Source organism: Lacrimispora indolis DSM 755 (assembly GCF_000526995.1).
Taxonomy (GTDB): Bacteria; Bacillota; Clostridia; order Lachnospirales; family Lachnospiraceae; genus Lacrimispora; species Lacrimispora indolis.
On record NZ_AZUI01000001.1, the window covers coordinates 823694 to 844924 of the forward strand.

The 21231-nt window shown below is 42.1% G+C and carries 22 protein-coding genes, 2 tRNA genes and 3 rRNA genes; 9 read left to right on the plus strand and 18 right to left on the minus strand.

Annotated elements, in window-relative coordinates; translation table 11 throughout:
- Window positions 1-72: 72 nt before the first annotated feature.
- The 4 genes from K401_RS0103905 to K401_RS0103920 all read right to left on the minus strand — a co-directional run bounded on the left by K401_RS0103905 (window position 73) and on the right by K401_RS0103920 (window position 5172).
- A 23S ribosomal RNA gene (locus K401_RS0103905) occupies window positions 73-2966 on the minus strand.
- A gap of 376 nt (window positions 2967-3342) precedes the next feature.
- Window positions 3343-3415, minus strand: a tRNA-Ala gene (locus K401_RS0103910).
- A 7-nt stretch (window positions 3416-3422) separates the two neighbouring features.
- Window positions 3423-3540: ribosomal RNA gene (gene rrf / locus K401_RS0103915) — 5S ribosomal RNA — on the minus strand.
- Window positions 3541-3640: 100 nt separating this feature from the next.
- Window positions 3641-5172, minus strand: a 16S ribosomal RNA gene (locus tag K401_RS0103920).
- Together the 16S, 23S and 5S rRNA genes with 1 tRNA gene alongside form the textbook arrangement of a ribosomal RNA operon.
- Before the next feature lie 1106 nt (window positions 5173-6278).
- On the opposite strand from K401_RS0103920, the gene K401_RS0103935 reads away from it, so the two are divergent.
- Window positions 6279-6358, plus strand: a tRNA-Leu gene (locus tag K401_RS0103935).
- Between the two features lie 272 nt (window positions 6359-6630).
- On the opposite strand, the gene K401_RS33470 is transcribed toward K401_RS0103935, so the two are convergent.
- The 13 genes from K401_RS33470 to K401_RS31720 form a co-directional block, all read right to left on the minus strand.
- Entirely contained in the window at window positions 6631-7389 is a 759-nt protein-coding gene (locus K401_RS33470) for an Ig-like domain-containing protein (RefSeq protein WP_330363197.1), read from the minus strand.
- The gene (locus K401_RS33475) at window positions 7374-7586 is read right to left on the minus strand and encodes a phage portal protein (protein WP_278246387.1); all 213 of its coding nucleotides are present in this window, start codon (window positions 7584-7586) and stop codon (window positions 7374-7376) included. The genes K401_RS33470 and K401_RS33475 overlap by 16 nt, the downstream gene beginning before the upstream one ends.
- Window positions 7587-7805: 219 nt before the next feature.
- The gene (locus tag K401_RS33825; protein ID WP_278246354.1) at window positions 7806-7940 is read right to left on the minus strand and encodes a hypothetical protein; all 135 of its coding nucleotides are present in this window, start codon (window positions 7938-7940) and stop codon (window positions 7806-7808) included.
- 109 nt (window positions 7941-8049) lie between these two features.
- A complete protein-coding gene (terS, locus tag K401_RS32255; protein WP_024291746.1) occupies window positions 8050-8478 on the minus strand; it encodes a phage terminase small subunit in 429 nt (142 codons plus the stop codon).
- A gap of 84 nt (window positions 8479-8562) precedes the next feature.
- Window positions 8563-9081, minus strand: coding sequence for a hypothetical protein (locus tag K401_RS0103950; protein ID WP_024291747.1), 519 nt, complete (start codon window positions 9079-9081; stop codon window positions 8563-8565).
- Between the two features lie 102 nt (window positions 9082-9183).
- Window positions 9184-9669 carry a hypothetical protein gene (locus tag K401_RS31715; protein ID WP_024291748.1) on the minus strand — a complete coding sequence of 162 codons (486 nt, stop codon included), beginning with the start codon at window positions 9667-9669 and terminating at the stop codon, window positions 9184-9186.
- A gap of 373 nt (window positions 9670-10042) precedes the next feature.
- Window positions 10043-10447 (minus strand): helix-turn-helix domain-containing protein, encoded by a 405-nt coding sequence (locus tag K401_RS30970; RefSeq protein ID WP_242842292.1) that lies wholly within the window; start codon window positions 10445-10447, stop codon window positions 10043-10045.
- Between the two features lie 4 nt (window positions 10448-10451).
- Window positions 10452-10694 carry a hypothetical protein gene (locus tag K401_RS0103965; protein WP_024291749.1) on the minus strand — a complete coding sequence of 81 codons (243 nt, stop codon included), beginning with the start codon at window positions 10692-10694 and terminating at the stop codon, window positions 10452-10454.
- Between the two features lie 36 nt (window positions 10695-10730).
- Window positions 10731-11006, minus strand: a complete 276-nt coding sequence (locus tag K401_RS0103970) for a hypothetical protein (protein ID WP_024291750.1) — start codon at window positions 11004-11006, stop codon at window positions 10731-10733.
- A 79-nt stretch (window positions 11007-11085) separates the two neighbouring features.
- Window positions 11086-11607, minus strand: coding sequence for a histidine phosphatase family protein (locus tag K401_RS30975; protein WP_034619960.1), 522 nt, complete (start codon window positions 11605-11607; stop codon window positions 11086-11088).
- 514 nt (window positions 11608-12121) lie between these two features.
- Window positions 12122-12283 (minus strand): hypothetical protein, encoded by a 162-nt coding sequence (locus K401_RS32725; RefSeq protein ID WP_156945244.1) that lies wholly within the window; start codon window positions 12281-12283, stop codon window positions 12122-12124.
- A 217-nt stretch (window positions 12284-12500) separates the two neighbouring features.
- Window positions 12501-12668 carry a hypothetical protein gene (locus tag K401_RS32260; protein WP_207641453.1) on the minus strand — a complete coding sequence of 56 codons (168 nt, stop codon included), beginning with the start codon at window positions 12666-12668 and terminating at the stop codon, window positions 12501-12503.
- Window positions 12659-13582, minus strand: coding sequence for a hypothetical protein (locus K401_RS31720; RefSeq protein WP_024291752.1), 924 nt, complete (start codon window positions 13580-13582; stop codon window positions 12659-12661). Before K401_RS31720 ends, K401_RS32260 begins: the two co-directional genes overlap by 10 nt.
- A gap of 663 nt (window positions 13583-14245) precedes the next feature.
- Here K401_RS31720 and K401_RS30985 point away from each other — a divergent pair.
- From K401_RS30985 to K401_RS34040, 5 genes are all read left to right on the plus strand, one after another.
- Complete coding sequence (locus tag K401_RS30985) at window positions 14246-14599, plus strand: helix-turn-helix domain-containing protein (protein ID WP_024291753.1); 354 nt, start codon at window positions 14246-14248, stop codon at window positions 14597-14599.
- Window positions 14600-14626: 27 nt separating this feature from the next.
- Complete coding sequence (locus tag K401_RS0104020) at window positions 14627-14845, plus strand: hypothetical protein (RefSeq protein WP_024291754.1); 219 nt, start codon at window positions 14627-14629, stop codon at window positions 14843-14845.
- A 47-nt stretch (window positions 14846-14892) separates the two neighbouring features.
- Entirely contained in the window at window positions 14893-15543 is a 651-nt protein-coding gene (locus K401_RS0104025; protein ID WP_024291755.1) for a hypothetical protein, read from the plus strand.
- Window positions 15544-15584: 41 nt separating this feature from the next.
- On the plus strand, window positions 15585-15752 hold the full coding sequence (locus tag K401_RS32730; RefSeq protein ID WP_156945245.1) for a lipoprotein: 168 nt from the start codon (window positions 15585-15587) through the stop codon (window positions 15750-15752).
- 561 nt (window positions 15753-16313) lie between these two features.
- Window positions 16314-16715 carry a tyrosine-type recombinase/integrase gene (locus K401_RS34040; protein ID WP_156945246.1) on the plus strand — a complete coding sequence of 134 codons (402 nt, stop codon included), beginning with the start codon at window positions 16314-16316 and terminating at the stop codon, window positions 16713-16715.
- 133 nt (window positions 16716-16848) lie between these two features.
- On the opposite strand, the gene K401_RS0104035 is transcribed toward K401_RS34040, so the two are convergent.
- Window positions 16849-17376, minus strand: coding sequence for a cysteine hydrolase family protein (locus K401_RS0104035; RefSeq protein WP_024291756.1), 528 nt, complete (start codon window positions 17374-17376; stop codon window positions 16849-16851).
- 302 nt (window positions 17377-17678) lie between these two features.
- Here K401_RS0104035 and K401_RS34395 point away from each other — a divergent pair, with 302 nt between their 5' ends.
- The 3 genes from K401_RS34395 to K401_RS0104055 all read left to right on the plus strand — a co-directional run bounded on the left by K401_RS34395 (window position 17679) and on the right by K401_RS0104055 (window position 21118).
- Window positions 17679-17843, plus strand: a complete 165-nt coding sequence (locus K401_RS34395; protein ID WP_496196609.1) for a glycine zipper domain-containing protein — start codon at window positions 17679-17681, stop codon at window positions 17841-17843.
- Window positions 17844-18400: 557 nt separating this feature from the next.
- Window positions 18401-20005 carry a S8 family peptidase gene (locus K401_RS0104050; protein ID WP_278246355.1) on the plus strand — a complete coding sequence of 535 codons (1605 nt, stop codon included), beginning with the start codon at window positions 18401-18403 and terminating at the stop codon, window positions 20003-20005.
- A 243-nt stretch (window positions 20006-20248) separates the two neighbouring features.
- Window positions 20249-21118: an aminoglycoside 6-adenylyltransferase gene (locus K401_RS0104055; protein WP_024291758.1), complete on the plus strand. Its 870-nt coding sequence runs from the start codon at window positions 20249-20251 to the stop codon at window positions 21116-21118.
- Window positions 21119-21231: the final 113 nt, after the last annotated feature.

Consider the following 21231-nt stretch of genomic DNA (forward strand, 5'->3'; position numbering starts at 1 on the left):
ATATACCCTCAAAACCACACATTGTTACATATCTATCTTCATCCGTTCTTCTTTCCTCTTACCTAAACCAACCTGGTTAAGCCCTCGACCTATTAGTGACAGTCAGCTGCACATGTTGCCATGCTTCCACCTCTGCCCTATCTACCTCGTCGTCTTCAAGGGGTCTTACTCTTGCGATGGGATATCTCATCTTGAGGGGGGCTTCACGCTTAGATGCCTTCAGCGTTTATCCCTTCCCGACTTGGCTACTCTGCCATGGTGTTGATCACCAACAGATACACCAGAGGTCAGTCCATCCCGGTCCTCTCGTACTAAGGACAGCTCCTCTCAAATATCCTACGCCCACGCCGGATAGGGACCGAACTGTCTCACGACGTTCTGAACCCAGCTCGCGTACCGCTTTAATGGGCGAACAGCCCAACCCTTGGGACCTACTACAGCCCCAGGATGCGATGAGCCGACATCGAGGTGCCAAACCACTCCGTCGATGTGAACTCTTGGGAGTGATAAGCCTGTTATCCCCAGGGTAGCTTTTATCCGTTGAGCGATGGCAATCCCACTTTATACCACCGGATCACTAAGTCCTAGTTTCCTACCTGCTCCACCCGTCGGTGTCGCAGTCAAGCTCCCTTATGCCTTTGCACTCTTCGAATGGTTTCCGTCCATTCTGAGGGAACCTTTGAGCGCCTCCGATACCCTTTCGGAGGCGACCGCCCCAGTCAAACTCCCCGCCTGACATTGTCCCCCAGCCAGGTCATGGCTGCAGGTTAGAAACCCAATACCGCAAGGGTGGTATCCCAACATCGGCTCTGATAAGACTGGCGTCCTATCTTCTTAGCCTCCCACCTATCCTGTACATGCAGTACCGAATCCCAGTATCAAGCTGGAGTAAAGCTCCATGGGGTCTTTCCGTCCTGGCGCAGGTAACCAGCATCTTCACTGGTACTTCAATTTCACCGGGTGCATTGTCGAGACAGCGCTCAAATCATTACGCCTTTCGTGCGGGTCGGAACTTACCCGACAAGGAATTTCGCTACCTTAGGACCGTTATAGTTACGGCCGCCGTTTACTGGGGCTTAAATTCAGAGCTTCGCGTTGCCGCTAACCCCTCCTCGTAACCTTCCAGCACCGGGCAGGCGTCAGCCCATATACCTCACCTTTCGGTTTTGCATAGACCTGTGTTTTTGCTAAACAGTTGCTTGAGCCTATTCTCTGCGGCCTGATTTCTCAGGCACCCCTTATCCCGAAGTTACGGGGTCATTTTGCCGAGTTCCTTAACAATGCTTCTCCCGCCGGCCTTAGGATTCTCTCCTCATCCACCTGTGTCGGTTTACGGTACGGGCACATATCACACAATAGCGGCTTTTCTTGACAGCCCCTACGAAGACTTCCCTACTTGTGTTCGGTACGCGTCACACCTTCCTGTTGCTGAGCGGATTTTCCATCTCAGCCAGTAAAATGCTTGCCCCGGTCTTTTCATTCCCGGGTTCTTCCTCGGTTCTGTGTCCCCACAGTTCTGATGATATGCGGTACAGGAATTTCAACCTGTTGTCCATCGACTACGTCTTTCGACCTCGCCTTAGGCCCCGACTTACCCAGAGCAGATCAGCTTTACTCTGGAAACCTTAGATATTCGGCCTGGAGGATTCTCACCTCCATCTCGCTACTCATTCCGGCATTCTCTCTTCTTAACACTCCACATCTCCTTACGGTAATGCTTCTGTGCGTTAAGAATGCTCCTCTACCAATGTGTATGAATACACATTCCACAGCTTCGGTGTCGTGTTTTAGCCCCGGACATTTTCGGCGCAGGACCTCTCGACTAGTGAGCTATTACGCACTCTTTGAATGTGTGGCTGCTTCTAAGCCAACATCCTAGTTGTCTCTGAAATCCCACATCCTTTTCCACTTAACACGCACTTTGGGACCTTAGCTGGTGGTCTGGGCTCTTTCCCTTTTGACTGCCCAACTTATCTCGTGCAGTCTGACTCCCGTACATCATCTGGCCGGCATTCGGAGTTTGATATTCTTTGGTAAGCTTTGACGCCCCCTAGGAAATTCAGTGCTCTACCTCCGGCAGACTAATACGAGGCTAGCCCTAAAGCTATTTCGAGGAGAACCAGCTATCTCCGGGTTCGATTGGAATTTCTCCCCTACCCACACCTCATCGCCACCCTTTTCAACGGATGTGCGTTCGGTCCTCCATTTCCTTTTACGGAAACTTCAACCTGGACATGGGTAGATCACCCGGTTTCGGGTCTACCTTTACTGACTCATTCGCCCTATTAAGACTTGGTTTCCCTTCGGCTCCGCACCTATAAGTGCTTAACCTTGCCAGTAACGGTAACTCGCCGGACCGTTCTACAAAAAGTACGCGGTTCCACTTAAAATGTGGTTCCACAGCTTGTAAACACAGGGTTTCAGGTTCTCTTTCACTCCCCTCCCGGGGTCCTTTTCACCTTTCCTTCACAGTACTATGCGCTATCGGTCACTAAGTAGTATTTAGCCTTGGGGGGTGGTCCCCCCGAATTCCCACAAGGTTTCTCGTGTCTCGTGGTACTTTGGATCCTGCTCGCTGACTATTGCTTTCCCATACAAGGCTTTCACTTTCTATGGCCGGTCTTTCCAGGACCGTTCTGGTAACAAATCGTCTCACTTATTGCAGTCCGTAACCCCGGTATGCACGCATACCGGTTTAGGCTCTTTCCATTTCGCTCGCCGCTACTTTGGAAATCGAGTTTTCTTTCTTTTCCTCCGGGTACTTAGATGTTTCAGTTCCCCGGGTTCCCGACGTATGGCTATGGATTCACCATACGACAACTGAGGTTTGCTCAGCTGGGTTTCCCCATTCAGATATCTCCGGATCAAAGGATATTTGCTCCTCCCCGAAGCTTTTCGCAGCTTATCACGTCTTTCATCGGCTCTTAGTGCCAAGGCATCCACCCTGCGCTCTTATTAGCTTAACCAATTCGATGTTCACCTGCGGGTGCGGGTGACTCATCTAAGATACATAGCGTTGTATCTCTGGTCTTAGGTTTGTTATTTCACCGTACGTTACGGTTACTTTAACGAGTTTTGTTTGGTTACATCTTGCGATGTAACACCTCGGATGTCTTGATGTCGTCTTTATACTTTGACGTATAAAAACTCTATCTAGATATATTTCAATATGTGGTTTTCAAGGTACATGCGCGATGTAATCAGAAGCGTGCACAATCATATGGAAAACTGTGTTGAACACTTGTGTTCATAAGCAGTTTTTTATGTGATTGTATAGGCGTGGAACGCCGTGACTGAGAAAAGCGTCAGCTTTTCGAAGTGCACCTTCGTAACTACATCAAATGGAGATGGAGAGATTCGAACTCTTGACCCCCTGCTTGCAAGGCAGGTGCTCTCCCAACTGAGCTACACCCCCATAAATAATCTGGCACCCACCTGCTCTCCCATGCCGTCTCCAGCATAGTACCATCGGCCGCTTAAGTCTTAACCATCGTGTTCGGGATGGGAACGGGTGTCTCCCTTAAGCGCATCGGCACCAGAAATTTTACGTCTTTCTTAGTGTTTCCTTATTATTCTTTTTTACTTCTTTTGAAAACCAAAGACTCAACAGTATATAAAACCCTTACTTCTTCTTCCTTAGAAAGGAGGTGATCCAGCCGCACCTTCCGATACGGCTACCTTGTTACGACTTCACCCCAGTTATCAGTCCCGCCTTCGGCAGCTCCCTCCTTGCGGTTGGGTCACTGACTTCGGGCGTTACCAACTCCCATGGTGTGACGGGCGGTGTGTACAAGACCCGGGAACGTATTCACCGCGGCATTCTGATCCGCGATTACTAGCGATTCCAGCTTCATGTAGTCGAGTTGCAGACTACAATCCGAACTGAGACGTTATTTTTGGGGTTTGCTCCGGATCACTCCTTTGCTTCCCTTTGTTTACGCCATTGTAGCACGTGTGTAGCCCAAATCATAAGGGGCATGATGATTTGACGTCATCCCCACCTTCCTCCAGGTTATCCCTGGCAGTCTCCCCAGAGTGCCCAACTTGACTTGCTGGCTACTAAGGATAAGGGTTGCGCTCGTTGCGGGACTTAACCCAACATCTCACGACACGAGCTGACGACAACCATGCACCACCTGTCTGGAATGCCCCGAAGGGAAGGCCCCGTTACGGACCGGTCATTCCGATGTCAAGACTTGGTAAGGTTCTTCGCGTTGCTTCGAATTAAACCACATGCTCCACCGCTTGTGCGGGTCCCCGTCAATTCCTTTGAGTTTCATTCTTGCGAACGTACTCCCCAGGTGGAATACTTATTGCGTTAGCGGCGGCACCGAAGAGCTTTGCTCCCCAACACCTAGTATTCATCGTTTACGGCGTGGACTACCAGGGTATCTAATCCTGTTTGCTCCCCACGCTTTCGAGCCTCAACGTCAGTTACAGTCCAGTAAGCCGCCTTCGCCACTGGTGTTCCTCCTAATATCTACGCATTTCACCGCTACACTAGGAATTCCACTTACCTCTCCTGCACTCCAGCAACACAGTTTCCAAAGCAGTCCCGGGGTTGAGCCCCGGGCTTTCACTCCAGACTTGCATCGCCGTCTACGCTCCCTTTACACCCAGTAAATCCGGATAACGCTTGCCCCCTACGTATTACCGCGGCTGCTGGCACGTAGTTAGCCGGGGCTTCTTAGTCAGGTACCGTCATTTTCTTCCCTGCTGATAGAGCTTTACATGCCGAAACACTTCTTCACTCACGCGGCGTCGCTGGATCAGGGTTTCCCCCATTGTCCAATATTCCCCACTGCTGCCTCCCGTAGGAGTTTGGGCCGTGTCTCAGTCCCAATGTGGCCGGTCACCCTCTCAGGTCGGCTACTGATCGTCGGCTTGGTGGGCCGTTACCTCACCAACTACCTAATCAGACGCGGGTCCATCTCATACCACCGGAGTTTTTCACACCGTACCATGCGGCACTGTGTGCTTATGCGGTATTAGCAGTCGTTTCCAACTGTTATCCCCCTGTATGAGGCAGGTTACCCACGCGTTACTCACCCGTCCGCCGCTCAGTCAATTTAAATTCCATCCGAAAACTTCATTTAAATCGCTTCGCTCGACTTGCATGTGTTAAGCACGCCGCCAGCGTTCATCCTGAGCCAGGATCGAACTCTCAAATTTAAGCAGATAGTCTTTGAAAGCGGTCAGAGATTGGTAGAAAAGTCTGTTGAAAGCTCGCTTTCATAAGGACTTTTTTGCAAATCTATGAACATTTGCGAAGCAAATGGTAGCGAATGAAGCAAAGCTTCATGAGCGTACCGCTTAGACCTGCCATTCGGTTCAATCCGGGGTCAAAATCAACTAACTAGCTAATTTTTTTCCCGTTTTACTTGTTGTTTGGTTCGTATACAATTACTTGTATTCGTTCTGAATTTTCTCATTCAAAGCCATCAAACAATGGCTTATTTTATTAGAATTTTCAGGGTTTTACATACTGTTCAATCTTCTGTTTTCAAAGTGCATTTTGTTTGTTACTGTCGCAGCAGCAACTTTTATAGGATATCATGGCTGTCTATTTTTGTCAACCATTTTTTTCATTTTCTTCAAAGCTTTTTCATCGATCATCGATGTGTTTTAGAAGAAAATTTGCCGCCGTTTTCAGCGGCGAGTTATATCATACCAAAGCATCCGATAAAAGTCAACAATTATTTTTCATATTTTAAAATTAATGTTTTAAAACATTACATTGAAAAGTCTATATCCAACACAATATGTCGTAAACCAATAATTTTTCCCCTTAATTGTGGTCATCCAGCAGCTGACACTCCCTATTATTTCATTACTATTATTTCTAAACAAACCATTATCGATGTTGTTCCCCTGCCATTTGTCTGCTTTCATTCCATATCCCTTTATACCGGCCGGTGCGAAGCCGCTTATCCAGCCCTTGAAAGTTACACTAATGTCGCGCTCTTTACTCATTCATAATATGTCTTTAAAGTATTTCCGGACACCTGTCACATCGGCACAGATTCTTATCCAATCAAAGAAGCTTTCTATATATAAGGAAGACATCAGCCAAAAAGCATTCATTTTTCCAGCAAAGGTTCCTTTCCTTTAATCCCTCCCATTATAATTTCTTAAATCATATATTAATTAGAAGAGGAACATTTCAGCAGTATTTCCAACAATTGATCTATTGTCCTTTGTTTCATATTTGCCAGGGAAAAATGCCTCCTTTTTCTTGACATTTCTACCCTCAAATGGTATCATCAATGTTGTCGTCAGCGGGTATGGCGGAATTGGCAGACGCGCCAGATTTAGGTTCTGGTGGGAGACCGTGCAGGTTCAAGTCCTGTTACCCGCATTGCCTAAAGACCCTAGTGAATACAAGAAATCCTTGTAAACACTGGGGTCTTTGTTATTTTATGATTGCACTAAAAAGCAGCATTTTGCGTTGAAAAGCACTTATTTACACTCAAGTATCACACGAAAATCCTTATATTAACTAAGGTTTTCAGACCAGAAATAAAATTTTATCACACGAACAGAAATGATATAATTCACTTTCAAAAAAGGCGGGCCCGGAATACCGGATATCCCGCCTTTATAAAATGCATTTTCTGTATCTAAAACAAACTATTCCCTTACTCTTACGTATACCCTGCCGATAATATTCCCTTCATTATCTTTTACAGTGATTAAAACTAATCCTTTACTAAGTGCAGTAACCTTACCTTTGCTGGTTACATTGGCTATCGATGAATCCATAGGAGCCCATGTAACATTGGTTGGATTCGTGAAGTCATCTGCTGTTAATCTAGCTGTGCCTCCAACATTTAAGTCAATTGCAAGTCTGTAGTCATCTGCATTTTCTACAACTAATACGTTTATATAATCTGTATATGAGCCGTCTACACTTTTTACTGTTATGATAGTATTACCAGGTGCTAAAGCTGTCACAATACCCTTTTCATTTACTGTAGCGACTGTCTGATCTGAAGATGTCCAGGCCATTTGTGTATTTACATTTAAATCATCATCTACACTTAATCGTAGTGCTTCAGATACCTCTAGAACTACTTTTAATTTAGCTTCGGTTGCGGGAGGCGTTTGATCCGCGATAGGTTCTGCGGAAGCTTCATTGGAATCACTTATTTCTGTGCCTGCATTAACCGCACTTACTATATAATAATAGGTGGTGCCACTTGTGACATCAGTATCTGTATCCGTGATACGGTCCGACATTAAAGCATTGTAAGCATCAATCAATGGGATTTGAAGCTCGTAATCTCCGATTGCCAGCTTATTGTTTAAGTACTCCACCACTGGTATTTCCTCAAAGAAATAAGGATCCGGTTCTTCTAAAAGACCCTGATGACCTATAATGTCTTCAATGTTCCGGACGTACTTATATGCTCCGTCAGGATTGTGGCAATATAAACGGTCCTCTTTTTGTCCGAATCGTCCTTTCTGGCATAATAATAAGCAGCAAACAGTTCTTTCTGTTCAATGGTATCATCATAGACCATAAAAGTATTTTCCGGTGACAGGCTCTTTATAGTAAGATCCGTTTCCCATTCCCCTGGGTAGATATATTCATAAGTCCGGCCATATACGGATAAATCTAGGCCATTGTCTCCATCGGCTTCATCAGCCCCGGCCTATTCGAATGCTTCAGTTATAGCCGTAATATCCGCTTTGCTTTTATAGGATACGGTGTTTCCGATAAAGTAAGAGCTGGCTGTATCTGCGATATCCTTCGCATGATTACATACCAGCTTTGTTTTACGGCTTTCTGTCAGGATCTTATGCTACCCCTCATAATATTCCATGAGTTTCCTGAGCCTGGAGGCTTCCTTTCTGTGTTTCGTGATCAGAGTGCGGATCGCCTGTTTATCCGGATTCAGTTCGTCCCAGGATTCCCGGGGCATCGTGTACACATACATGTTTCTCACCTCCTTCTAATACAATCTATAAGCAGATTTGCTCCGGATCTTGATTGTTTTGTTCTTGAGTATCGTATAGCAAAAGTATCTGACTGCGTCCATGGCATGGTCATGCTGCGGCCTGTTTAAGATCTTCAATTCGTTTCAGCATTCGCCGCTCCCGGACCGTAAGAAGCTGAATCTTCTGAAGTAGAAGCTGCTCCTTGTCTAACCGAACCAAACTAATGAGCCGTTTTTCGTCCTCTTCCAGGGCATCAAAAAAGAGAGTTTCAAACTCTCCTGTCTTAACTGCATTCTTATTCTTTTCCGGGGCTCCGCCATCATTTCCTACTGCATTCTTATTCACGATCGGCGGACCTTTCTTATGCGAACGCTCGCTATTTTTATCCGAACGTTCGTTATCCCACTTATGAGTAGACTTCCATCTTCGGGCAGTCCCCTCCGGGAGATTTAGTTGACTTGCAATCTCAACTAATTTCAAGCCTTTCAGATACATAGCTTTTGCCTGTTTTATTCTTTCATCTGGAGCTCTTGCCAAGCCTCACCACCTCACTTGTGTTGTTTTGGGTATTAAAAAGAGACGGGGTTGGCCGCCTCTGTGCTATCTAAAAATCTATGTATATTACAACTCAACCTTCCTAATCTTGGGATCCAAATGAGGCTTAATTTTATCCACTAACCTTCTGCATTCATACGTATTCGTATACTCATCGCGCAAAATGATATTAGAAAAATCACCATATGTGCCTTCATAAGATATAATTGCAAAGCATGATACCACTCTATTGGTTTCAGTGACCAATTTTTCATTTTTAGTTTTTATACGTGGTTTCCAACTTACATCACATTGACACTCTGCATTTTTAATTTTATCCAATTTTAATATAAATTCACTCCCGCCACAAGTGATTGATAAATGCTGTGCATTAAGATAAACCTGGCACATACAACCCTTAGGTGTATCCAACCCTCCAATGTGTACAATTGAATTAAACCTAATTATTCCTTCCCTTTTATCCTTTTTTCTCTGCTTTAATGAATTTGATCCTTTAATAAAAATAGCGCTCACAAGTAAGCCCAATAGAATTAAAAAAAGTACACAAAAAATAAATGTTATTATTACTATTCCTACCTTTGCCATTTTTTTCATCCTGACTTTACATTTTCTTCTATCATACACCAAAACTTGCCAAAAGAAAAGAGACGGGATTGAGCCGCCTCTGTGTATAATCAAATCTATCCATTAATTTTTCATGATTCCATATGCATTAAAATAATAAGTCACACCATCTATCCGGCGCTCTCCTGTTACCATGGCTCCTGTATTATCAGTATAGTACCAGTTGTTTCCTACTTGAATCCAACCAATTTTCATATAGCCGTTTTCATCAAAAAAATATCGTTTTCCGTCAATTCTAACCCAGCCATTTTTATAATAATTTCCGTTTTCCAACTGGTACCATTTTCCAATATCATTACTCATCCAGCTTCCCGGCTTTGCTTTTGTATAAATGTCTTCATAATAACTATCCGTATTCTCATCATATTCTATAGATGGCAGATTATCTAAATAATCCTGTTCTGCCAGATCTGCATTAATATCTTGTATATCTTCTTCTGTCAGTGGTCCAACTTGAGTTTCTGGGTTATAACGATTTGCAAATGATGTTATGGTGAAACTAGTTGATATTATCGCTGTCATATAAAATATTCTTCTTATTTGCTTCATACAATCCCCTCCATTTTTAACACAAATAATTTAATCATTAATCTACCTTACCTAAGCCATCTATTGCATTATACACCATATTCTGGAAAAAGAAAACACCCATCAACCAAATTTCCACAGGCGTTTTCATTAGGAGAAAGTCAGGAATCAATCAGCCGCCAGACTGTTACACCCGGCAGCCGCAGGGGGATTACCAAATTTATACAACTTTGGATAATACTATTATAAATCGGCCATACGGCCAACACAAGGCCACGATTTTGCCAAACCTCTGCCAAGTCTATTCAAGTACAATTGCATCTGATCCAAACAAGTATACGCTTAAAATCACCGTACAGTCTGCAATCCAACGCCTTGCCGTCCGCTCTGCATATCAATATTCTTCCGCCATCTGCTCATAAGTCATATCATCAAGATAAAAATGTTTAAATGCATCGTATCTCTCCGGCCAATCTTTCCTGATCATCTCCTCCTCCAGAAGACCCAGGCATTTATCAATATGTGCAATCATAACAATGCTCCGGAGCTTGCTTTTTATGATACTGTTTATGTAGATATCCTCTGCCGGCAACGCCTCCAGCTCCTCCCCATCGTCCACATCAGACAGCTCCGACACACCCTCCTGGACGCTCTGGCATATCCGGTTGTAATTCTCCATCAGCTTCTTGGCGTTCTGGAATACCCTGACCTTTCTGTTTTTCTTCTGAGACTTCTCAAATTCCTTTACGGTCTCCAAGGCTGCCGCCCTTGCTAACTGATCTGCTGTTTCTTTATTCACCCTATCACCTCCCTGTCGTCAATATCTGCTTTCTTACCTTGTCCCACTCTGCGAATAACGGATCCTCGCAAAACACCAACTCTCTGGCAACCTCAAAGGTATACCTCCCCAATGCCTTGGCTCCTGAACCGGCATAATACGAAATAGTGGCACATGGCAGGTGTAACAGCTCCGCAACTTCCAGAGAACTGTATTCTCCTATCAACTTTCCATTGTCATATATCGTATATAGTTTTTTTGTTGCCACCTGCTCCACCCCCTGCCTTCGGCTGATAATATGTACCTACAGCGAACAACCGCCCATGATCCTTACAGTTGCAGCTTGTCCTTTTAGAATTGGAAGGATTCCACTTTCTTCCTCCCTCTTTCGCTTTGGTGGTTCCCGTAACGCAGGATCCGGACAAAGGCTTGTATATGTATAAGCCGGATGTGTTGCAGAGAAGGTCTTGGCAGGAGGCGCCTTCATAGCAATGGCTGCCTCTACCATGGTGATCCCTGCGCTTGCACGTACTGTATCCGGCGTTCTTTTGGTAATTTTCTCAATCTGTACCTTCCTCACGAAAATATCAGTTTTATTGATTAAATTTCTGCATTAAAAAACTACCAGCTTAATACTGATAGTTAGTAGTTTTCATCTTTTAATTTTCATATCTAAGTATTTCCCCATTTGCCGCAACTGCTTTACTGAAATCATAATCGGGGGACTTACCAGTAAAATAATAGTTTATTACTCTTGCGTTTGCAGCATGGGTTACAATTAAGATATTTTTTCCCTTATATTCTTCCGTAATCATACCGCAAAAATCACAATTCCGATTCAAAAAATGCTTGAAACTTTCTGTACCCTTATCACCGCTCGTCACTGCTTTCCAAAATAACTTTGTTGTCTCCAAAGTTTCTGTTATACCTTCAAACTCGCCACAGTTTATTTCAGAAAGCCGTTCATCAAATATAGTAATTCCTTTGTATATTATCTCGCAGGCTTGCCGTGCTCTTTTTTGGGGACTACTAAAACACAAATCCAAACTTAAATTTTTCAATTTTACATTTTGCGATCTTGCCAAGCTTATTCCTGTTTGATTTAATTCAGTATCTGTAATACCGTTGAATCTTTTTAATAAATTCCAATCGGTTTGACCATGACGAACAAGGTATATCATAATTTTACTCCTTTCACTATATCTTTTTTTATAGAGTACCACCTTACTTACTAACTATCAATATTAAGTTTTCAATGTACAGTAATTCGTAAAATCTTAATTACCCACGCAGAGGAATCCGAACCTCTACAATAGGTTTTCTGTTTCCATGGCTAAAATATTTCCTACCGCCAGTTAATGGACAACAATGCGGTTTTGTTTTACCTTTGAATATGGGTACATCTTTGCATTCAGGATGCCTACATGTAAAAACACATGAATGCGGCAGATACTGTCCATATTCATATTCGCCACATTTCATAGTACCTCCTTATAAAAATCTTAATACGACCGCTTATCGGTCTGCTTATGCTTTGTGAGTGATTCTACTTCCACTACCTCCTCTTTGGATAGATTGCACTCATGACTGCAATGGAACCCCTCATCTTGTGGCTCACAGGTACCAGAAGAATTATATTGATCGTTCATATCATAAAAATAACAACTATAACAGTTCATTGTTCCTCCTCAAGTTCTAATTTAACTTTTCTAACACCTCAAAGTTTTTTGTTGGCTTTTCATCTTCAAGAAGAACAACATGGCTGTTCTTTCTCTTAGCCTTTGCAATGCGCACATTCTTCTTTCCATCTTTTACAAACTGCTCCGCATTTGTTTTTGCCAAGCTGTAAAATCTCATGGTATCACTCCTTTTGAAAATCTTAATTTTGTAAACAATCTTAATGAATTGCCTGCTATCTTTTTAAAATTTGTTATTATATAATTGTATTAAAGAAAATTTCAGGAGGCCTCCCATGTTCAGTTTTTTAGCTTTGATTATTCCAATACTTGAAATATTTAAGTATGTTGTTTACGTTATGGTTTTTCTGTGCTGTATCAAGTATCTAAAGGAATAATCACGCCTTTGACTCAAAGTTCAGCCACAACGTTTCAACTCTCCGCAGGTTGTTCTGCGCCCTGGCCGGCATCTGCAACTTACGCCAGTCCTTCAAATACCTTTCGTATAGCCCGCAATCATATCCGGAAAGCATGATCTTAGCTTTGCTGTGAATACTTATATCCAACAATTCCTCATGATCCTGATCTGACATTTCGTGCCGGTACTGCTTCCGCTGAAGCTTGAAGCTGATTTCAGTTGTGAAGAAGCTTCCTGCTTCTGCTCCTCTAGATGTGCATTATGCCATTCACGGCCATTAAAGTTCCAGATATACTGATCTATCTCTTCGGATTCAAACACCCAGTTTCTATCTCCGCAAAATTCCTCCACATAATACCGGGAATTCTTAAAATCTGCACTGTATTTTAAATGACCGGAATCATCATCACCGAATCCAAAACCATAGTTTCCGTTTGATATCCTTTGGATTGCTGCCATGCTGTATCGGTCTTTTTCAAGTCCATAGGAATGCATATCGCAAAGAGCATCACACATTTCTTTAAGAACTTCGCACCGGATAAGCCATTCCGCTTTACGTTTTTTCTCTAACTCCTCCAAGGTTGTATCTGTCTCAACAGGCTCCGGATCCTGATCTTCTTCCGGCTCAGAAGTTGTGACGTCACAACTTTTTTTCAGCTCCACAACTTCATCCGGCTTCCGGATCTGTTTCAGCTGATTGACCGTCATGTCCGGATCTGCTTCCTCCCGCTGTACCTCTGACATGTAGGCCAACTCCACCAGCTGATAAGTGCTATATTCCAGATACTGCTTACTGAGAATAGGGGAATTCCCTCCTTCAGATAGCTGCTGATTAACCTTAATGCACTTGGAAGCCCAGCCTTTATCCTTGTTATATTTTCCGCGGACATATTCTTCAAAATTCTGATACCCGGATTCCTCAAACAGTTTGTCATCCCGGATCCTCCGAAGATAATACCCGTTTGCCACATAGGCCCTGGCCGCTGTGATCAGACCACTCTGTATGTATTGCTCCGCCTCCTCCAAAGTCATAGAGGAATTATAATATCGCACTTTATCCATAGCAGCACCTCCCTGCTTTTTATGTTTTACTTTCCTTTCCTGGCATACACTCAAAATGTATATGCAGCTTACTCTTTCTCTTGGTTTGTATGTACACATGCTCCCCTTGGATCTCCTTGCCACATATATGGCAGAGATAAGTCTTTTCCTGTTGGGGAGCACTGTCTTTTCTTTTAGCAGGCATTTTCCTCACACCCTTTCGCAATCCGGTGAACGATCTCTCGCAGCTGTCCACTTGCTCTTTACTCTCAAATTTAGGATAATGTCCGGGAACCATTCTGATATTGCTCTCCAGAATGCGTTTTTCCGCATATTTTCTCACTTCTTTCGTCATAACATCACCTCAGTAACCGGATTTTAGGTTACAGTAACCCTGTTTTCTATTTGCATAGGTTACCGCTCAAACCCGCATAGAATGAAGGTTTTCTGGCTACGGTAACCCAGTAACCCACTTTTTTAGGTTTCCTTACACGCGAGACATTTTTTATAAAACATTGTTAAATAATCTGCAAAAGTTTTGAAATTATATCGGAAATATGTTATAGTCAAGTTACCAGCAAAACAAAACACATTTCCGAGATACGAACCCCACTTTTATCACGGTTTTCTTTCATATCCAATATCTTTTTGAGAAATATTTATGTGATACTATCGGAGGTCATTATGTATAAGAAATTTGAAAAGTTATTAGAAGAAAAAGGCGTTACCCCGTATAGGGTCCATAAAGAAACCGGAATATCCACTGCCACCCTATCTGATTGGAAAAACGGGAAAAGTGAACCAAAGAGAGATAAGATAGAGAAAATATGCGAATACTTTAATGTTCCAATGTCTTATTTTTATGGTGAAGATAAAGAAAATGAAGAAGTATACTATATAAATGATGATGCCAGGGAAATGGCACAATTTATGTTTGAAAATCCTGAATATAAGATCCTTTTTGACGCTTCTCGCAAGGTAAAGAAGGAAGATATACAGTTTGTAAAAGAAATGATAGATAGAATGTCAAATAAGTAAAAGTGTATGCAAGGAAGGGGAATGTGAGTGGAACAGGTAAATACAAAATATGTTAATATGCCACGCACAATAAAGGCCTATACAGTGCATAATGATGATGATACATACACAATCATGCTAAACTCCAGGCATAACCACGAGCAGCTAATAAAGTCTTATCAACACGAAATTGAGCATATTGTAGGAGATGATTTCTATAACGATAAGGATGGTGCTGATGTGATAAAATTTGATGCGCACAATTAAAATAGCTTATGGCTTTTTAATAAAAACAAAGAAAAGAGGGAATGAGTGTGAAAAAAGAATTATTTCTACCTGTACTATGTGGTTCTATAATTATTGGTATATCAGCTTGTGGCAACAGCGGCGATAAACCTAATAATGAACTGACTACTGAGGCTTCAGCTGCGCAAGCTGTTGAAACATCTTCATCAGATAGTGAAATCCAAGGGGCATTAGAAGCTATCAGCGATGTAAATGTGGAAAAAGGATTGTTTAACGTGGAGCTTGATATTCCAGCTGAATTTATGGAAGAAAAAACGCAAGAGGAATTGGATGAGTCAAGCAAAGAAAAAGGGTATAAATCAATCACCTTACACGATGACGGAAGCGCTACATATGTAATGACTAAACAGCAACACAAACAAATGATGGAAGAACTGAACGCCAGTATTGAATCAGCATTGGAAGACATGATCGGCTCAGAAGATTACCCCAATCTTATAAACATAAAAACTAATGACAATTATACTGAATTTGAGATTACCACAAAATCCACAGATTTAAGCTTAGCGGAATCCTTTTCAACACTGGCATTTTATATGTACGGAGGGACGTATAATATCTTTAATGGCACCTCTGTTGATAATGTTTCTGTAAAATTTATCAACGCTGATAGTGGGGACATAATTTCAACTTCAAATTCTAAAGACATGGGTGAATAATTTTATAAATGCTCTATCAATATCTGCATTAGGCGGTAATCATGAAAAAAATACTATTAACTCTTGGAGTGGGTTTAGTATTAACTGGATGTTCTTCTGGCATATCTCAATCGCAATATGAAAGTGTAGTCGCAGAATATAGCTATGAAAATTCTATCGGCGATACTTTTATTTTTACGTTGCTAAAAACAATTCTGATAAGACTGTAAAAATCAGTTTCAATACTACTGCATTAAATTCTTCTGGAGAAATAATCGGTGCTGACACCTCCGAATTATATGCGCTAGGAAGTGGCTGTACGTCATGTACCGTTGATTATTATAATGGAGTTACTGGAGTTAGTAAGTACAAGTATACATTATCCGTTAAAGAAGACGAAAATTACAAATCAGTCATTAAAGACATAGCCGTTGATGTATCACAACAACCAGATAAGGCAATCGTCACATGTACAAATAATGGAGACTCTGCTGCTGAATTTGTTGAAGTAATTGCTTTATTTTTTAAGGACGATATATTAATCCGTAATAATACAACTTACGTAGTTGACGATGACAGCGAGTTAAAGGCAGGTGCCACTCTTTCAACTCAATTAGATTGTTACGAACAATATGATGAAGTAAAAGTCTTTTTAACTGGGAGAAGTCATAAATAAATAGCAAAAACCGCCCAGCACTCGCAATGGGCATTCGGACCTTTGCGCCGGGGAGAGATATGCGCCCTTACATCGGATGACATCAAAGGGGAACACTGTAGATGTTAATAAGAGTATGGTTCTGGGGCCTGATGGCCTGTGGCACACCAAGCAACCAAAAACTTATAGCAGTTATCGTCAGATTGTCTTTCCGGACTTTGTGATATCAAAAATAAAGGGAATAGACGGAAGAATTGTCAAGGCCAAACCGTCTCAGATAACGAATCGTTTTGAGAGAGCTATCCAGACATTGAAACTTCCACACTTTCGCTTTCATGATCTGCGCCACTATTCAGCCTCCATCATGCACGCAACCGGCGTACCGGATCAATACATAATGCAAAGAGGCGGATGGCAAACCGATAACGTAATGAAGAGCGTTTACAGGAATGTCATTGATATTGAACCAGCAAAGCAGAACAAAAAAGTGATAGGCTATTTTGAGGGGATATCACACGAAATATCACACAACGGCTAATTTTCCTTGTAACTACGTGGTTCTTTTCAGGTTCAAGTCCTGTTACCCGCAGGAATAATAAAAGTTAAAAACACCGAAACTCCTTGTAAATCCAAGGTTTTCCGGTGTTTTTTTCATCTCTTCCATAACTCCATTAATGAACACTGCCATTAAGCATAGAAAGCGCATCATCAAAGCTCAGACATTTTGCATACCGCTTGTTCCACATTTTATCATTATAATATCGGTAAGACTGTTCCCCTGATAGATACTCATTCGCAACGGTTGTGTTGCAATCGGCGGGAACGATCATTTCAAAGCCATGTTCAAAGCCGCATTTAATTGTTGCATCAATGCAGTAATCCGTTTGCAGCCCCACAATCATAATCTGATTTTCGTTTTTAGAATGTAAATACGCTGTCAGTTCAGTGCCTTTAAATGCACTGTTAAAGTGTTTGTCAAAAATCTCATCACCAGGCAATGGAGCAAAGTCATCAAAAATATCAAATCCATCTGCTCCCTTTGTCAATTCCACACCATCATCATGGCGGATATAGATAATCTCAGTATTATTCTTTCGTGCAGAATGAAGCAATTGCCTGACACTATTTACAAATAAATCGTAATGATAAAGATCAGGCGTAACAATCAGATGTTGTACATCAACAACCAATAATACCATTTGTTGGCCTCCTCCGGGTCTTTCGCAAATTTTTGTTTCTCCTTGTATTAGATAAATAACACGTAATTCAACCTTTTAAATCATAACATCGTCTTATCTAAAAAACTGCCAACTATCAATATTAACTTTCAAGGCTTAAAGCTTACGCAGCCGGTCTTTATTTAATAAAAGTCATAACCCATTGTATTTTTCCACACCATCAACGTTCTTGATGGCCTTTTCCCTTTCATTCTCAGAAAATACCAGTGTACTTAATCCGGCAACTGATGTAAGATATTTAAAAATACAAAAGGGGTACATACATGCTGAATTCAAATAACAAAAACGATTCATACCAGGACTGTTTAGCTCTTGGACTCAGTTTGGGCCTATTATTCGGCGCAATAATAAACAATCTGGGAATGGGATTAATAATGGGAATGGCTTTAAGCCTATTGCTCAATAAAGGGTACTTCAAAATCCATTAAATATTACATATTATTTTATACTTCACTTAACCAAACCCGTTTCCACCATCAGTTCAAAGTTCATTCATAACATTTCCATCCCAGCAGGCTGTACCTCGCTCTACCCGGTCTCTCATCTTACCTTCAGCCTAAAAATATCTTTTTCATCAATCACTGATACCATGTTCCCTTCATCCACAGAGATCTCTTCATCCTGCAAACCTTTTCTTCTTTCACAGACTCTTCACAGTTCCATCAAATTTCCGTCACAATTCCACGGTATATTAGTAATTGTAAAAGCCAATAACCTTAGTATAATACTTTTTTCATAACCGCCGGCAGGATTCCCCCGATCTTGCCGGCTTCCTCTTTTATTGCACAAATTTCAAAACTCTTTTATACAGCCATTTCTTCAAATCCAGACGCTGCAACTGGCATTTTCCTTTACGCACAATCATATAATAGCTAAAACTGAGACTTGCTGCATACGGAGGCTTAATATTAAAATATCAGACGAAAATTATCTTGATCTGTTGATAAACAATGAATTTGCAAAAGGCTTGCAGGAAACATATGATTTGACTTTTATAAACGACAGATACTCCGTTCTTCATGCACCTGCCAACGAATTCCTTATGTGTCTCCTTGGAAAACAGCCTTACTCCATATTTCCCCATATTTACACCCTTAACTCTACCTTTAGTTTGGAAAAGTCCAGCGTAAAATCATTTCAATATAATCCTAATTTTTCTTTGTTTGGCCAGGGTGTTCTCATTGGATTTGTTGACACTGGAATTGATTATCAGCATCCTGCTTTTCTTTATAATGATGGTTCCACGCGGATTCACTCCATATGGGATCAAACCATGACAGATGGCACACCTCCGGAAAATTTTACATTTGGCAGCGAATATAAAAAGGACTCCATTAACATGGCATTAATTGACAATGACCCTTTTTCCATTGTTCCGACCCGTGATGACAATGGACATGGCACTATGCTGGCCGGTATTGCCGCCGGATCTCCTGACTTAGGAGAGGATTTCAGCGGGGTGGCCTCTAAAGCAGAGCTGGTGATCGTCAAGCTGAAGCAGGCCAAACCATACAACCGCCAAATCTTTTGTGTCAGAAATGACATTGACTGCTATCTTGAAACCGATATCATGCTTGGCATCGAATACCTCCGTTCCGTAGCCTTAAAATTGGACCGTCCTATTGTTATATGCATTGGAGTGGGATCCAGCCAGGGCGAACACAACGGAATGGGGGGGCTTCCTGCTTATTTAAACAACCTGGCCTCCTACCACGGCATGTCAATATGCATTGCTGCCGGAAATGAAGGCAACCACCACAGACATTATTATGGATCCTTTGATACTACGGATTATAATAAAAGTTTTGAACTGCGGATTGACCAGTCAGATCCGGATTTCTTTTTTGAGCTATGGAACCATTCTCCATACCGTCTGGCCATTTCCATTTCATCGCCGCTTGGGGAAAATACCCAGATCATCCATCCCAAACTTGATGAGTGCCGGGAATTCAAGTTTATTTATGGAGCTACCACCTTATATATCAACAACATTATACTGGAAGAAGAAAGCGGCATGCAGCTTATACTGGTACGTTTTAAAAATGCAATCAGCGGACTATGGAACATCAAGGTTACAAGCATGGATAAGCACGAATCTGCCTTCAACGTATGGCTGCCTTCCGGTCCAATCATAACAACCAATACATACTTTCTTGAAGCAACAGCGGAAATTACTGTTACAAATCCAGGGAATGCTAACCATCCGCTTACTGTGACCGCGTACAATCAGTTTAATGACAGCATTCTCATTGAAGCCAGCAGGGGGTTTTCCGCCTCCGGGCTCCCTATTCCAGATATTGCTGCTCCCGGGTTTCAGCTTACATGTCCATTGCCGGATCAGGCCTATGGGAGTGCTACCGGTACCGGGGCAGCCGCCGCACACGTTGCCGGAATACAGGCTATGATCATGGAGTGGGCCATTCTCCGCGGTAATTATACTACTATTACAGGAAAGGATGTTAATAATCTTCTGATAAGAGGCGCCTACCGAAACAATCTTCTTGTATATCCAAATCCAATATGGGGGTACGGACAAGTCAATGTTATGGGATCCTTCAGCCAATTGAGTTTTCACCGGCTGAGCCTTTAAATAAACAGCTGTGAATGAGCAAAGAAGCACTGCCTAAAGCCAATGAGGTTATAAAGCAATGCTTCTTCTTTTTATCTTCCGCTCTTTTTTTGCAAATGCTGCTGCACTCATACCATCCAAAAGGATGAAGAAGCAAAAGCAGGATAGTCCTTGAATCGGGGGTGTTCTTTACTTCCCCATAGTACCGTGTTAGAATAAGCATATCAAAGGTTCCTATTATTATATTATATGGGGTAAATCGGCATGCGCAGTGAAAAAGAAATGTTTGATATAATATTAAGGGTCGCAGGAGCAGATGAACGTGTCAGAGCCGTGTACATGAATGGCTCCCGTGCAAATCCTAATGTTGAAAAGGATATTTATCAGGATTATGATATTGTTTATGTTGTTACGGAAACACAATCATTCTTACAGAACAAATCATGGATCAATATCTTTGGAGAGATTGCTGTAGTACAGGAACCGGACTCTAATGACTTTGGTTGGGGCAAAGGCTGTGACTTTACCAAATCATATGGCTGGCTTATCTTATTTAAAGATGGAAACAGGATCGATCTGCGTATTATGATCAGGGAAAAAGCTATGGAACATTTTCTCTCTGACAGCCTTACGGTACCCTTGCTGGACAAGGATCGTCTCCTGCCCCAAATCCCCCGGTCATGTGATACCGGTTACTGGATCAAAGCTCCTACAAAGAAAATGTTTGACGGGTGCTGCAATGAGTTCTGGTGGTGCTTAAACAACGTTGCAAAAGGAATTAAAAGGGATCAGATTCCCTATGCCATGAGGATGTATACGGAAGTTGTACATGTTCAGCTTGATAAAATGGTAGAATGGTACATCGCCATGAACCATGAATTTTCTGTTTCAACAGGAATGTGGGGAAAATATTATAAAAAATACCTGCCTTCTGATTTTTATGAATCCTATTTAAAAACATACTCTGACGGCAGTTCTGAAAATTTCTGGAAAGCTGTTTTCACGGCCTGCGGTCTGTTTCGCACTCTTGCGCTGCAGGTTTCCCATCATTTGGGATATACTTACTGCAAGCAGGACGATGAAAATATGGTAAACTATATCACCCATGTTAAAAATACGGTCCATGGAACATAATGAAAACAGCTCCTGCTGCCTTACCTGTCTCGCTGTAATTTATGGGCCTTCCGGGCGGTAAGTAAGAATGTTGAATAAACCATATCATTGAGAAGGCAAAGATTTTTTTGAAA